The following is a 14599-nucleotide window of genomic DNA, read 5'->3' on the forward strand; positions in this document are numbered from 1 at the left end:
CGCCCGGTTACATTCCGAACCCGGAAGCTAAGCCTTACAGCGCCGATGGTACTGCAGGGGGGACCCTGTGGGAGAGTAGGACGCCGCCGAACAATCATTCAAAGGGTTGGGCCCTGAACTTCGGTTCGGAGCCCAACCCTTTTTTGTTTCCCGTCACTTGACGTTCATGTTCCGCGCCCAGCATCCACCGCATGGGTACTGCAGCAATGCTCAGGGCCGCAGGTGTCGGAATCGGGGACGAGGTCGTCGTGCCGGCCTTCGGGAACGTGGAAGTGGCCGAGGCGGTGACCCTGGCAGGCGCGTTCCCGGTGTTCGCCGACGTGGACCCGGTGACGTACTGCCTCGATGCGGAAGCCGTCGAACACGCCGTCACCCCGCGCACCGCGGCCGTCGTCGTCGTGCACCGGTTCGGGCGGCCGGCGGACATCGCGCGGCTGCACACGGTGGGGCAGCGGCACGGACTCCTCGTGCTGCAACAAGGGGAGTCCGAGGCGCCGTACGACGAGGTCGCGCGGCGCAGGGAACGGGCCGCCTTCCTCGACGCGCGACTGCGGGGAGTGCGGACGCCCGACGGCGGCGACGGACACACCTACCAGCAGTACGTCGTGCGGGTCCCGGGCAACGGCAGGCCCGACCGGGACGCGTTCGCACGCGCCCTTCGGACGAAGGGCGTGGAATGCCGGGTGCCGGTGAAGACACCCCTGCACCGGCTGCCCGAGTTCCGGCGGTGTGTCACGCTGCCGCAGACCGAACTGGCCGCCGACGAGACACTCGCACTGCCGGTGGACGCGTCGCTGACCAAACGGGACATGCAGCGGATCGTCGGCGCCTGCAACGCACTCGGCGGACTGCTCCAAGCCGCTCTCTGAGCGCATTTGGGAGTACGGCTTCGTTCGGGGTATGATCTATTCCGTTGCCGCGAAGGAAACCCCGCAAAGCAACCGGCCCCTATAGCTCAGTCGGCAGAGCGTCTCCATGGTAAGGAGAAGGTCAACGGTTCGATTCCGTTTGGGGGCTCGAAAAAAATCCCCCCGCCCATCCGGGCGGGGGGATTTTTCATGCCTTCCCCCTCACGCCACCCGCATCGCCAGAATGGCCATGTCGTCGGACGGGGCGTCCGACGCGAAGCGCTCCACCGCGCGCATGATGCGGGCCGCGACCGCGCCGGCCGTCAGACCCGTACACGTCGTCAGAACGTCGGCGAGACCGTCGTCGCCGAGCATCCGGGTGCCCTCCCGGCGCTCCGTGACGCCGTCCGTCACGCACAGCAGCACATCACCCGGGTCCAGCGTGACCGACTGCTCGTAGAGCTCCAGGTCCTCCATCACCCCGAGCAGCGGCTGGGGCTCGGCGGCCGCCTCGACCGTGCCGTCCTGGCGGAGGCGCAGGGGCAGCGGATGACCGGCACAGACCACCTTCAGCTCCGCGCTGCCGTCCTCCTGCGGGCGCATCTCGCCGTAGAGGAGCGTCAGGAAGCGGCTGCGGGCTCCCTCGTCGAGGATTGCGGAGTTCAAACGCTCCAGGACCGCCGGGCCGCTGAGGCCCTCCCGCGCCAGCAGCCGCAGCGCATGCCGGGCGAGGCCCGTCACCGCCGCCGCGTTCGGGCCCGTACCGCAGACGTCGCCGATGGCGAAACCGTAGGCGCCGTCACTGATGGGGAAGATGTCGTAGAAGTCGCCGCCGACCTCGTTGCCCTCGCCGGCCGCGCGGTAGATGACCTCGACCTCCACGCCGTCGATCTGCGGCAGCTCCGGCGGCAGAAGGCTGCGCTGGAGGGACTGGCTGATGGCCGTGCGCTCCGAGTACAGGCGGGCGTTGTCCAGGGCGAGCGCCGCTCGGCGGCTCAGGTCCTCGGCCAGTTCCAGGATCTCCTGGCGGAAGTGTTCGTCGGTCGGCTTGCCGAGGGTGAGCATGCCGATCACGCGGTTGCGGGCGACCAGGGGCAGGACGACCGTCTCGCCGCCCACCGCCGCAGCCGTCGCCAAGGTCGGGCCGATGCCCGACGCCACCTGGTGCGTCGGGCCGCCGGACAGACCCAGACTGCGCATGGAACTGCGCAGGGCCGCCTCGTGCGCGGCCTCGCCGGGGGCCGACCAGACACGGGCGCCCGGAGTGGGCACCGGATCCGGCGGGGCGATCTTCGAGAGCAACGACTTGATGCCGTCGATGAGTTCCTCGTCCTCGTGCAGGACGTAGGACAGGTACGGATCCGACGCCTGGTCGGCGATCGTGTAGACCGCGCACCAGGTGGCGAGGGTCGGAACCGTCATCTGGGCCATCAGGGCGAGGGTCTGGTCGCGGTCCAGCGTCCCCGCCAGCAGATCGGAGGCCTCGACGAGGAAGCTCAGGGAGCCGCGGCGCAGTCGCTCCAGCTCGCCCAGGCGAGCCGACTCGACGGCCAGCGCGATCCGGTCGGCGGCGAACTGAAGGCGCAGCGCCTCCTCGTTGGAGTACCGGCCCGGGGACTCCGCCGCGACGCCCAGGGAGCCGGTGAGACGGCCCTCGACCTTCAGCGGGACCGTCACCACCGAGCGCATGCCCGTGCCGTTCAGCAGGGGTACGGCGCCCGGGACGGCGAGGAGGTCCTCGTGGACGGCCGGCATACGGGCCGAGCCGTAGCGGCCGGGCCCCGCCTCGACGGGCACCCGCGCGAAGCGCTGGCGTGCCGAGGGCAGGCCGGTGGAGGCGCGTACCTCCAGCTCCGTCTCGTCGTCGGTCGCCAGGAGGAGGAACGCCGAGTCGCCGTCGAGCATGTCGCGGGCGCGCTCCACCGTGCGCTGGAGGAGACCGTCGAGGTCGTCCGGGGCGGGGGAGCCGATGAACACCTCGAAGGGGTCGGTGTTCTGGCCGTCTCCGGTGGGCGTCGTGTCGGCGGAGGCCGGGATCCGCGACGGCGTCTGCAGCACCGCGCGTTCGTGGTCGCGGACCAGGAGGCACACCGTGGACGGGTCGCCGTCGGTGTCGCGGACGCGCAGGTGGGAGGCGTACACCGGGATCACGCGGCCGTGGGCGCCGCGGATGCCGTAACTGCCCTCCCAGCGGGAGAGCCGGAGGGCCTCGGCGATGCCGGTGCTGGTGCCGGGGGTGTGCGGCCAGGCGGCGAGGTCGGTGAGGGGTTTGCCGGTGACCAGGTCGGCCGGATAGCCGAAGAGATCCTCCGCGTCCTCGTTCCAGGACGAGATGCTGCCCGTGCGGTCGATCTGGACGACGGCGACGCGGACCCGGCCGTCCGCGAGCGGGAGGAGGTCCGCGGGCAGGGACGGGCCGGCCGCGCGGGTGCCGACCGGGCGCTCGGGCACGGCGAGCTGGAACCAGACGTTCTTGTGTGTCGGCGTGTACTCCACGCCCCAGCGGCCGGCGATGGCCGCGCACAGCTGGAGGCCGCGGCCGCCCTCGCGGTCCGGGCTGCCCATGGAGGCGGGGGAGCCCTGGAGGGGGACCTCGCGCTCGGGATAGCGGTCGGCGACCTCGATGCGGACGCCGTCGTCGGTGCGCAGGCACAGGACGTCGGCGTGGGTGCCCGCGTGGACGACCGCGTTGGTCACCAGTTCACTGGTGAGGACGACGGCGTCGTCGACGATGTCGGCGAACCCCCAGCCCTGGAGGGTGTCGCGGACGAAGGAGCGGGCGGTGGCGACCGACCGCCCCACGGGCTCGAAGCTGGCGGCCGCACGCGCGGTGATCACAGAACTCCTCGGCCGGTTGTCGACGTGCAGGGCTGCCCGGTCGTCCTGCTCCCGCCGCTGCTGCGGGAGACTCTCCGACGGCCGGGGGTCCGGGGGCTGTCCCCCCGGGATCAGTCCGGTGGTCATGGTGCGGCCGCCCCTTCGATGCCCGCTCGTGCTCGTGCCACCGCCCAGACCGGACGGACCGGCGCGGCTGGACAGCCGCATGCAAGGTTACTTACCTTCCCCGTCCTCGCGGATGCCGGTCCGCTGTGATTCCGCCCCACGGGTTGTGCGGACGATGTGCGAAGCTGCCGAACTGTTATGGCCTGGTTCGGGGAGGGTGAAACACTGGGCAGGCTTCTTGTGAAGGTCGGGCAGACTGGGTGTCTTGAGTGGACGGTGGGCAGCAGTGCCTCGGGCCTGCCTGATTTCATCGGGCACTAGGACGGACGACCCCTGCGGGAGGGACAAGTGGAGTCTGGCGCAGCGACGCGGGGCACGGAGACGCGCGCGAAAGGCGGACAGTCCCTGAGCAGGCGGCGGGCGTCCCGGGGCGGGACGACGACGGTGGACACGGCGGCCCTGAACCGCCTGCTGGCCGCCCTCGGGTCCATGCGCGACGGGAACTTCCGCAAGCGGCTCACGGTTTCCGGCGACGGCGTGATGTCGGAGATCGCGGCCGTCTTCAACGAGGTGGCCGACCGCAATCTGCATCTGACGGGTGAACTGTCGCGGGTGCGGCGGATGGTCGGACGCGAGGGCAAGCTCACCGAGCGGCTGGAGACGGGTCCCTGCGAGGGGTCCTGGGCGGCGGCCGTCGACAACTCGAACGCGCTGGTCGACGACCTCGTACGGCCCGTCTCCGAGGTCGGGCGGGTGCTGTCGGCCGTCGCCGAGGGTGATCTGTCGCCGCGGATGGAGCTGCGGACCCACACCCCGGAGGGGAGCGGGCATCCGCTGCGCGGGGAGTTCCTGAAGGTCGGGCGGACGGTCAACAACCTGGTCGACCAGCTGTCGACGTTCACCGACGAGGTCACGCGGGTGGCCAGCGAGGTGGGAACCGAGGGCAAGCTGGGCGGACAGGCCCAGGTGCGCGGGATGTCGGGTTCGTGGAAGGACCTCACGGAGTCCGTCAACACGATGGCGGAGCGGCTGACCGCGCAGGTGCGCGACATCGCGCTGGTGACGACCGCGGTGGCCAAGGGCGACCTGTCGCGCAAGGTCACCGTGCACGTCGAGGGCGAGATGCTGGAGCTGAAGAACACCGTCAACACGATGGTGGACCAGCTCTCGGCGTTCTCGTCCGAGGTGACGCGGGTGGCCCGTGAGGTGGGCACCGAGGGCATCCTGGGCGGTCAGGCGCGGGTGTCCGGTGTCGACGGGGTGTGGAAAGAGCTGACCGATTCCGTGAACACCATGGCCGGGAACCTCACGGCCCAGGTGCGGGGGATCGCGGAGGTCACGACGGCGGTCGCCAACGGTGACCTGTCGCGGAAGGTGACCGTGCCGGCGCGGGGCGAGGTCGCGCAGCTCGCCGAGACGATCAACCAGATGACCGAGACGCTGCGGATCTTCGCGGACGAGGTCACGCGCGTGGCCAACGAGGTCGGTGGCGAGGGGCGGCTGGGCGGGCAGGCGAACGTGCCGGGGGCCGCCGGGACGTGGAAGGACCTGACCGACTCGGTCAACACCGTCTTCCGGAACCTGACCACGCAGGTGCGGGACATCGCGGCCGTGACGACGGCGGTGGCCAACGGTGATCTGTCGCAGAAGGTCACCGTCGACGTGGCCGGCGAGATGCTGGAGCTGAAGAACACCGTCAACGGGATGGTGGACCAGCTGTCCGCCTTCGGCGCCGAGGTCACGCGGGTGGCCCGGGAGATCGGGGTCGAGGGTGAACTGGGTGGTCAGGCGCAGGTGTCGGGCGCGGCCGGGACGTGGAAGGACCTGACGGACTCCGTCAACACGGCGTTCAGGAATCTCACCGGACAGGTGAGGAACATCGCCCAGGTGACGACGGCGGTGGCCAACGGTGATCTGTCGCAGAAGGTCACCGTCGACGTGTCCGGTGAGATGGCGCAGCTGAAGAACACCGTGAACACGATGGTGGACCAGCTGTCGTCGTTCGCCGACCAGGTGACGCGGATGGCGCGGGACGTGGGCACGGAGGGCCGGCTGGGCGGTCAGGCCCGGGTGGACGGCGTGTCGGGCACGTGGAAGGAACTGACGGACTCCGTCAACTCGATGGCGGGGAACCTCACCTCCCAGGTGAGGAACATCGCGCAGGTGACGACGGCGGTGGCCCGCGGTGACCTCTCGCAGAAGATCGACGTGGACGCGCGCGGGGAGATCCTGGAGCTGAAGAACACCATCAACACGATGGTCGACCAGCTCTCCGCGTTCGCCGACCAGGTGACGCGGGTCGCGCGCGAGGTGGGGACGGACGGGCGGCTCGGCGGTCAGGCGCAGGTGCCCGGTGTGGCCGGTGTGTGGCGCGACCTGACCGACTCGGTGAACGGCATGGCCGGCAACCTCACGGCCCAGGTGCGCAACATCGCGCAGGTCGCCACCGCGGTGGCCCGGGGCGACCTGTCCCAGAAGATCACCGTGGACGCGCGCGGGGAGATCCTGGAGCTGAAGAACACCCTGAACACGATGGTCGACCAGCTGTCGTCGTTCGCCCAGGAGGTCACGCGCGTGGCCCGTGAGGTGGGTACGGAGGGGCAGCTCGGCGGGCAGGCCGAGGTGCAGGGTGTCTCGGGCACCTGGAAGGACCTCACGCAGTCGGTGAACTTCATGGCGAACAACCTGACCATCCAGGTGCGTCAGATCGCCGAGGTCACGACCGCGGTCGCCAAGGGCGACCTGTCGAAGAAGATCACTGTGGACGCCAAGGGCGAGATCCTCGAACTGGTCACCACCGTCAACACGATGGTGGACCAGCTGTCGTCGTTCGCCGAGCAGGTGACGCGGGTGGCCCGTGAGGTGGGGACCGAGGGCATCCTGGGCGGCCAGGCGCACGCGTCGGGCGTCACGGGCATCTGGAAGGACCTCACCGACAACGTCAACCTGATGGCCAAGAACCTGACCATGCAGGTGCGCAACATCTCCCAGGTGGCCGCGGCCGTCGCCAACGGCGACCTGACGCGGACGGTGACGATCGAGGCGCGCGGTGAGGTGGCGCAGCTCGCGGACACCTTCAACACGATGGTGAAGACGCTGAGTTCCTTCGCCGACCAGGTCACCAAGGTGGCCCGTGAGGTGGGGACCGACGGCATCCTGGGCGGGCAGGCGCATGTGCCGGGTGTGGCGGGGACGTGGAAGGACCTCACCGAGTCGGTGAACCAGATGGCGTCCAACCTGACCGGTCAGGTGCGCAACATCGCCATGGTGACGACGGCCATCGCCAAGGGCGATCTGACGAAGAAGATCGACATCGATGCGCGCGGGGAGATCCTGGAGCTGAAGACGACCATCAACACGATGGTCGACCAGCTGTCGTCGTTCGCCGAGGAGGTCACCCGGGTGGCCCGTGAGGTGGGCACCGAGGGGCAGCTCGGCGGGCAGGCACGCGTGCGTGACGTCGACGGCACTTGGCGGGACCTGACGGAGTCGGTGAACGAGATGGCCGGGAACCTGACCCGGCAGGTGCGGGCCATCGCGCGGGTGGCGACCGCGGTGACCCGTGGCGACCTGAACCTGAAGATCGACGTGGACGCGTCCGGGGAGATCCAGGAGCTCCAGGACTACATCAACAAGATGATCGCCAACCTGCGCGACACCACGATCGCGAACAAGGAGCAGGACTGGCTGAAGGGCAACCTCGCGCGCGTGTCCGCGCTGATGCAGGGGCGGCGCGACCTGGAGGACGTGGCGTCGCTCATCATGAGCGAGCTGCCGCCGCTGGTGGCCGCGCAGCACGGCGCGTTCTTCCTGGCGATGCCGCCGGCCGACGGCAGCGCGGACCAGTACGAGCTGCGGATGCTGGGTTCGTACGGCTATTCGATGGGGTCCATGCCGACGTCGTTCCGGCCGGGTGAGGCGCTGGTGGGGACGGCGGCCGAGGAGAAGCGGACGATCCTGGTCACCAACGCGCCGAGCGGCTATCTGAAGATCTCCTCCGGGCTGGGCGAGGCGCCGCCCGCGCAGGTGATCGTGCTGCCGGTGCTGTTCGAGGGCAAGGTGCTCGGGGTGATCGAGCTGGCGTCGTTCACGCCGTTCACGCAGATCCAGAAGGACTTCCTCAACCAGCTCGCCGAGATGATCGCGACGAGCGTCAACACCATCTCCGTGAACACCAAGACGGAGCAGCTGCTGAAGCAGTCGCAGGAGCTGACCGAGCAACTGCGCGAGCGGTCGGCCGAGTTGGAGCAGCGGCAGAAGGCCCTCCAGGCGTCCAACGCCGAACTGGAGGAGAAGGCCGAGCTGCTGGCCCGGCAGAACCGCGACATCGAGGTGAAGAACACCGAGATCGAGGAGGCGCGGCAGGTCCTGGAGGAGCGCGCCGAGCAGCTCGCCGTGTCGATGCGCTACAAGAGCGAGTTCCTCGCCAACATGTCGCACGAGCTGCGCACGCCGCTCAACTCACTGCTGATCCTGGCCAAGCTGCTCGCCGACAACGCGGACTCCAACCTGACGCCCAAGCAGGTCGAGTTCGCCGAGACCATCCACGGCGCCGGGTCGGACCTGCTCCAGCTGATCAACGACATCCTGGACCTGTCGAAGGTCGAGGCGGGCAAGATGGACGTCTCCCCGACCCGTATCGCGCTGGTCCAGCTCGTGGACTACGTGGAGGCCACGTTCCGGCCGCTGACCGCGGAGAAGGGCCTGGACCTGTCGGTGCGGGTGTCGCCGGAGCTGCCGGCGACGCTGCACACCGACGAGCAGCGACTGTTGCAGGTGCTGCGCAATCTGCTGTCCAACGCGGTGAAGTTCACCGACTCCGGCGCGGTCGAGCTGGTCATCCGGCCCGCGGGTTCGGAGGTGCCGGTGGCGATCCGGGAGCAGCTGCTGGAGGCGGGTTCGCTGCACGATCCGGATGCCCCGCTGATCGCGTTCTCGGTGACCGACACCGGTATCGGGATCGCGGCCAGCAAGATGCGGGTGATCTTCGAGGCGTTCAAGCAGGCCGACGGGACCACGAGTCGCAAGTACGGCGGCACGGGCCTGGGGCTGTCGATCTCGCGGGAGATCGCGCAGCTGCTGGGCGGTGAGATCCACGCGCAGAGCGAGCCGGGGCGCGGTTCGACGTTCACGCTGTACCTGCCGCTGCACCCGAGCGAGCTGCCGCCGCAGGGGTACCAGCAGGTGGTGCCCGCGCTGGAGGCGGGGGACCTGGTGGCGTCGGAGAACGGCGTGCGCCAGCTGTCGGAGCTGTCCGACGTGGAGATCGAGACGCCGGCCGAGGTGAAGTCGTACCACGAGACGCAGAACGGTCCGGCCGCGCTGTTCCGGCGCCGGCGCCGCTCGGTGGCCGGGAACGAGCCGACGGTGGGGCGGCCGGAGCAGTGGGCGCCCGTGGGGCACGAGGCGGCGTCGCAGGGGCACCGGGGCATCCGGTTCGGCGGTGAGAAGGTGCTGATCGTCGACGACGACATCCGCAACGTGTTCGCGCTGACCAGCGTCCTGGAGCAGCACGGGCTGTCGGTGCTCTACGCGGAGAACGGCCGCGAGGGCATCGAGGTGCTGGAGCAGCACGACGACGTGGCGGTCGTCCTGATGGACATCATGATGCCCGAGATGGATGGGTACGCGACGACCACGGCGATCCGCCGGATGCCGCAGTTCTCCGGGCTGCCGATCATCGCGCTGACGGCGAAGGCGATGAAGGGCGACCGGGAGAAGGCGATCGAGTCGGGTGCCTCCGACTACGTGACGAAGCCGGTCGACCCTGATCATCTGCTGACGGTGATGCGGCAGTGGATGCGGCAGGAGTGACGGGAGTCCTCCGGGGAGGCGGGAAGTCGCCGACCCGGGGTGGTCACGCTCGTGCGGCGCGGCGGGATCCGGGAACCTTCGGGTCTCCTGCCGCGTTCCTGCAACGTGCACAGTGACATCACGGTGACAGGGTGTGGCGACGGTCGGGGTGGGGCTACGATGACCGGCACAAGGAAGGGCGGCGCAAAGGAGTCGTCCCCAGGGGCGGCGCCCGGTGCACTGCCGGGGCGAGGAGGGCGGGCCATGGTGCAGAAGGCCAAGATCCTCCTGGTCGATGACCGGCCGGAGAATCTGCTGGCGCTGGAGGCGATCCTCTCGGCGCTCGATCAGACGCTGGTGCGGGCATCGTCCGGGGAAGAGGCGCTCAAAGCACTGCTGACGGACGACTTCGCGGTCATTCTGCTGGACGTCCAGATGCCGGGAATGGATGGTTTCGAGACAGCCGCCCACATCAAGCGGCGGGAGCGGACGAGGGACATCCCGATCATCTTCCTCACCGCGATCAACCACGGTCCCCACCACACCTTCCGCGGGTACGCGGCGGGCGCGGTGGACTACATCTCCAAGCCGTTCGACCCGTGGGTGCTGCGCGCGAAGGTCTCGGTTTTCGTCGAGCTGTACATGAAGAACTGCCAGCTGCGGGAGCAGGCGGCTCTGCTGCGGCTCCAGTTGGAGGGCGGTGGCGCCAAGGCGCCGGTCGGCGGTGCCAAGGAGTCGCCGGGGCTGCTCGCGGAGCTGTCCGCGCGGCTCGCCGCCGTGGAGGAGCAGGCGGAGGCCCTGTCCAAGCAGCTGGACGACGAGTCGGCGGACGCGGCCGCGGTGGCCACGGCGGCGCACCTGGAGCGCAAACTCACCGGCCTGCGGCGGGCCCTGGACGCCCTGGAGCCGGGTACGGGCGGCGGTGCGCCGTCGGTGCCCTCGCAGACCTGAGTCCCATCGACGGGCGGGGTGCCGGGAGTTTCGGATGAGCGGGAGCCGGCCTCCCGCCTGAGCGCGCGTCAGCTTCACGCCCCCGCCAGGACGACACGAACGGGTGAAGCAGTGTGCACGCGTGTCCGCTGTCGTCTCCCCCGGTAATCTCACCTCCATGGCCTCACGTCCCTCCGCAGCCAAGAAGCAGCCCGCCAAGAAGGCGGCCGCTCCCGCGAAGGCCCCGGTGAGGAAGGCCGCCGCGAAGAAGGCCCCGGCCAAGAGGGCGCCCGCGAAGAAGGCCGTGGCGAAGAAGGCCGCGCCCAAGCCGGCGCCCAGTCCCACCGGGGGCGTGTACCGGCTCGTACGCGCCGTCTGGCTCGGCCTGGCGCACGCCGTGGGCGCCGTGTTCCGCGGCATAGGGAACGGCGCCAAGAACCTCGACCCCGCCCACCGCAAGGACGGCGTGGCGCTGCTGCTGCTCGGCGTGGCCCTGATCGTCGCCGCGGGAACCTGGGCCGATCTGCGCGGACCGGTCGGCGACCTGGTCGAGATCCTGGTGACCGGTACCTTCGGCCGCCTCGACCTGCTCGTGCCGATCCTGCTCGCGGTCATCGCGGTGCGCTTCATCCGCCACCCCGAGAAGCCCGAGGCCAACGGGCGCATCGTGATCGGCCTGTCCGCGCTCGTCATCGGCGTCCTCGGCCAGGTCCACGTGGCGTGCGGCTCGCCCGCCCGCAGCGGGGGCATGCAGGCGATACGGGACGCGGGCGGCCTCATCGGGTGGGGCGCGGCGACCCCGCTGACGTACGCCATGGGCGAGATCCTCGCCGTACCGCTGCTGGTGCTGCTCACGGTCTTCGGGCTGCTGGTGGTCACCGCCACGCCCGTCAACGCCGTCCCGCAGCGGCTGCGGCAGCTCGGGGTGCGGCTGGGGCTGCTGCGCGATCCCGAGGCGGACGCGTACGGCGCGTTCGAGGACGACGACGCGCGCTACGACGAGCAGTGGCGCGAGGCGCTGCCCGCGCGCCCCCGCCGGCGCTCGGGCGCCCCGCAGGCGTACGACCCCGAGGGCGCCGAGCAGGAGGCCCTCTCGCGGCGGCGCGGCCGGCCCCGGCGCTCGGCGGTGCCGCAGCCCGCGATGGACCGGCAGCCGGACGCGGTGGACATCGCCGCGGCCGCCGCGGCCGACCTCGACGGCGCCGTGCTGCACGGCATGCCGCCCTCGCCGGTCGTCGCCGACCTCACCCAGGGCGTGACCACGGGCGACCGCGAGCCGACCGCACCGGTCCCGGCCCCGGCCGCGCGCCCCCGGCAGGAGAAGCCGAGGACCGGCGTGGTGCCCGACCTCACCAAGTCCGCCCCCGAGGAGCCGCGCGAGCTGCCGCCGCGCGCCGAGCAGCTCCAGCTCTCCGGTGACGTCACCTACGCGCTGCCCTCGCTCGACCTCCTCACGCGCGGGGGTCCGGGCAAGTCGCGCAGCGCGGCCAACGACGCGATCGTCGCCTCCCTGACGAACGTCTTCACCGAGTTCAAGGTCGACGCCGCCGTCACCGGCTTCACCCGCGGTCCGACGGTCACGCGCTACGAGGTCGAGCTAGGCCCCGCCGTGAAGGTCGAGCGGATCACCGCGCTGACGAAGAACATCGCCTACGCCGTCGCCAGCCCCGACGTGCGGATCATCAGCCCGATCCCCGGCAAGTCGGCGGTCGGCATCGAGATCCCGAACACCGACCGGGAGATGGTCAACCTCGGTGACGTGCTCCGGCTGGCGGAGTCCGCGGAGGACGACGACCCGATGCTGGTCGCCTTCGGCAAGGACGTCGAGGGCGGGTACGTCATGCACTCGCTGGCGAAGATGCCGCACATGCTGGTGGCCGGCGCGACCGGCTCGGGCAAGTCGTCCTGCATCAACTGCCTGATCACGTCGGTCATGATGCGGGCGACCCCCGAGGACGTCCGGATGATCCTCGTCGACCCCAAGCGCGTCGAGCTGACCGCCTACGAGGGCATCCCGCACCTGATCACGCCGATCATCACCAACCCCAAGCGGGCCGCCGAGGCGCTCCAGTGGGTGGTGCGCGAGATGGATCTGCGCTACGACGACCTGGCGGCGTACGGCTACCGGCACATCGACGACTTCAACCGTGCCGTGCGCGAGGGCACCGTCAAGCCGCCGGAGGGCAGTGAGCGCGAGCTCCAGCCGTACCCGTATCTGCTGGTGATCGTCGACGAGCTGGCCGACCTGATGATGGTCGCGCCGCGGGACGTCGAGGACGCGATCGTGCGGATCACCCAGCTCGCGCGCGCGGCCGGCATCCATCTGGTGCTCGCCACGCAGCGGCCGTCCGTCGACGTCGTCACCGGTCTGATCAAGGCGAACGTGCCCTCGCGGCTCGCGTTCGCCACCTCCTCGCTCGCCGACTCGCGCGTGATCCTCGACCAGCCCGGTGCCGAGAAGCTGATCGGCAAGGGCGACGGGCTGTTCCTGCCGATGGGGGCGAACAAGCCGACCCGGATGCAGGGCGCGTTCGTCACCGAGGCCGAGGTCGCGGCGATCGTGCAGCACTGCAAGGACCAGATGGCGCCCGTCTTCCGGGACGACGTCACCGTCGGCAGCAAGCAGAAGAAGGAGATCGACGAGGAGATCGGCGACGACCTCGACCTGCTGTGCCAGGCGGCCGAGCTGGTCGTCTCCACACAGTTCGGGTCGACGTCCATGCTCCAGCGCAAGCTGCGCGTCGGCTTCGCCAAGGCGGGCCGGCTGATGGACCTCATGGAGTCGCGGGGTGTCGTCGGGCCGAGCGAAGGGTCGAAGGCTCGTGACGTTCTTGTGAAACCCGACGAGTTGGACGGCGTGCTCGCGGTGATCCGAGGGGAAACTGAAGGATAGTCGTTTCTTCACGGGGGCAGCGGGCGTTCGTGACGCACCCGTTAGGGAGCTGTGGGCAACCGTTTCCCCTCGGCGTACGTCAAGTTGAGCGACTGGACAGGCGTGGCGTTCACCCTGGGCTCCGCACCTGGCCCGTCATCGGGGTGTCCGGCCATTCCGATGGCGTAAATGCCCCACCGACCGGTTGCCCCTCCCTTTCGCCCCCCTCCTAGACTGAACCTCCAGCACAGGTGGCTACACGCTCGAAAGGCGCCCCCGTGTCCCTCGGCAACTCTCCTGAAGACGAGCGTCCGTTCGAAGACGCTCCTGAGGATGCCCGCCCCTCCATCGGCCGCGCCCTGCAGCAGGCGCGCATCGCGGCCGCACTGACCGTCGACGACGTCAGTACCGCCACCCGAGTCCGTATCGCCATCATCCATGCCATCGAGTCGGACGACTTCGCCCCCTGCGGCGGGGACGTCTACGCGCGCGGGCACATCCGTACCCTGGCCAGGGCCGTCCGGCTGGACCCGGCCCCGCTGATCGAACAGTTCGACGCCACCCACGGCGGCCGTCCGGCGCCGACGCCGGCCGCACCTCTGTTCGAGGCGGAGCGCATCCGGCCCGAGCGGCGCGGGCCGAACTGGACCGCGGCCATGGTCGCCGCGATCGTCGCCGTGATCGGGTTCGTCGGCTTCACCGCGTTCAAGGACGGCGACGAGGGCACCAAGGACGTCGCCGACGGCGCCGCGCCGACCACCAGCGCCCCCGCCCCGCCCACCCCCAAGAGCGACAAGAGCGTCGACGAGACGCCCGAGCCCTCCGACAGCGCCATCGCCGCCGCCCCCCAGGACAAGGTGACCGTCCAGGTCAGCGCCACCGAGGGCAAGAGCTGGATCTCCGCCAAGGACCACAACGGCCGGCTGCTCTTCGACGGACTGCTCAAGCAGGGGGACACCAAGACCTTCCAGGACAGCGAGAAGATCAACCTGGTCCTCGGGGACGCCGGCGCGATCCAGCTGTACGTCAACGGCAAGAAGATCGACGACGACTTCCGGCCGGGTGCCGTGGAGCGGCTGACGTACACGAAGGGCGACCCGGAGGCCGGGTGACGGGCTTAGGGCCTGTTGCGAAAGTCCCGCCTGCCCGACGACGCCATGCACGCACTCTCGCCGCACCGGCCCCTGACCCAAGTACATCCAGTACGAGGGCC

At 70.1% G+C, this 14599-nt stretch carries 6 protein-coding genes, 1 tRNA gene and 1 rRNA gene; 7 read left to right on the forward strand and 1 reads right to left on the reverse strand.

Annotated elements, in window-relative coordinates; genetic code table 11:
* The 3 genes from rrf to ACZ3KJ_RS35140 form a co-directional block, all read left to right on the forward strand.
* Nucleotides 1-92: ribosomal RNA gene (gene rrf / locus ACZ3KJ_RS35130) — 5S ribosomal RNA — on the forward strand; the annotation flags it as partial.
* A gap of 114 nt (nt 93-206) precedes the next feature.
* A complete protein-coding gene (locus ACZ3KJ_RS35135) occupies nt 207-869 on the forward strand; it encodes a DegT/DnrJ/EryC1/StrS family aminotransferase (protein WP_467533002.1) in 663 nt (220 codons plus the stop codon).
* Nucleotides 870-944: 75 nt separating this feature from the next.
* Nucleotides 945-1017, forward strand: a tRNA-Thr gene (locus ACZ3KJ_RS35140).
* A gap of 53 nt (nt 1018-1070) precedes the next feature.
* Here ACZ3KJ_RS35140 and ACZ3KJ_RS35145 read toward each other — a convergent pair.
* Complete coding sequence (locus ACZ3KJ_RS35145; protein WP_467532995.1) at nt 1071-3812, reverse strand: SpoIIE family protein phosphatase; 2742 nt, start codon at nt 3810-3812, stop codon at nt 1071-1073.
* 327 nt (nt 3813-4139) lie between these two features.
* On the opposite strand from ACZ3KJ_RS35145, the gene ACZ3KJ_RS35150 reads away from it, so the two are divergent.
* The 4 genes from ACZ3KJ_RS35150 to ACZ3KJ_RS35165 all read left to right on the forward strand — a co-directional run bounded on the left by ACZ3KJ_RS35150 (nt 4140) and on the right by ACZ3KJ_RS35165 (nt 14498).
* Nucleotides 4140-9605 (forward strand): HAMP domain-containing protein, encoded by a 5466-nt coding sequence (locus tag ACZ3KJ_RS35150; RefSeq protein ID WP_467532996.1) that lies wholly within the window; start codon nt 4140-4142, stop codon nt 9603-9605.
* Between the two features lie 243 nt (nt 9606-9848).
* Nucleotides 9849-10535 (forward strand): response regulator, encoded by a 687-nt coding sequence (locus ACZ3KJ_RS35155; protein WP_389515895.1) that lies wholly within the window; start codon nt 9849-9851, stop codon nt 10533-10535.
* A 157-nt stretch (nt 10536-10692) separates the two neighbouring features.
* The gene (locus ACZ3KJ_RS35160) at nt 10693-13407 is read left to right on the forward strand and encodes an FtsK/SpoIIIE family DNA translocase (RefSeq protein ID WP_467532998.1); all 2715 of its coding nucleotides are present in this window, start codon (nt 10693-10695) and stop codon (nt 13405-13407) included.
* A gap of 257 nt (nt 13408-13664) precedes the next feature.
* Nucleotides 13665-14498 carry a helix-turn-helix domain-containing protein gene (locus ACZ3KJ_RS35165; RefSeq protein WP_467533000.1) on the forward strand — a complete coding sequence of 278 codons (834 nt, stop codon included), beginning with the start codon at nt 13665-13667 and terminating at the stop codon, nt 14496-14498.
* Nucleotides 14499-14599: the final 101 nt, after the last annotated feature.

It is taken from the genome of Streptomyces sp. NPDC003248, from assembly GCF_055563235.1.

What these genes read in the sequence shown, in the direction of transcription:
- ACZ3KJ_RS35135 (WP_467533002.1), top strand. Translation starts at nt 207, where the DNA reads ATGCTCAGGGCCGCAGGTGTCGGAATCGGGGACGAGGTCGTCGTGCCG.
- ACZ3KJ_RS35145 (WP_467532995.1), bottom strand. Translation starts at nt 3,812, where the DNA reads ATGACCACCGGACTGATCCCGGGGGGACAGCCCCCGGACCCCCGGCCG.
- ACZ3KJ_RS35155 (WP_389515895.1), top strand. Translation starts at nt 9,849, where the DNA reads ATGGTGCAGAAGGCCAAGATCCTCCTGGTCGATGACCGGCCGGAGAAT.
- ACZ3KJ_RS35160 (WP_467532998.1), top strand. Translation starts at nt 10,693, where the DNA reads ATGGCCTCACGTCCCTCCGCAGCCAAGAAGCAGCCCGCCAAGAAGGCG.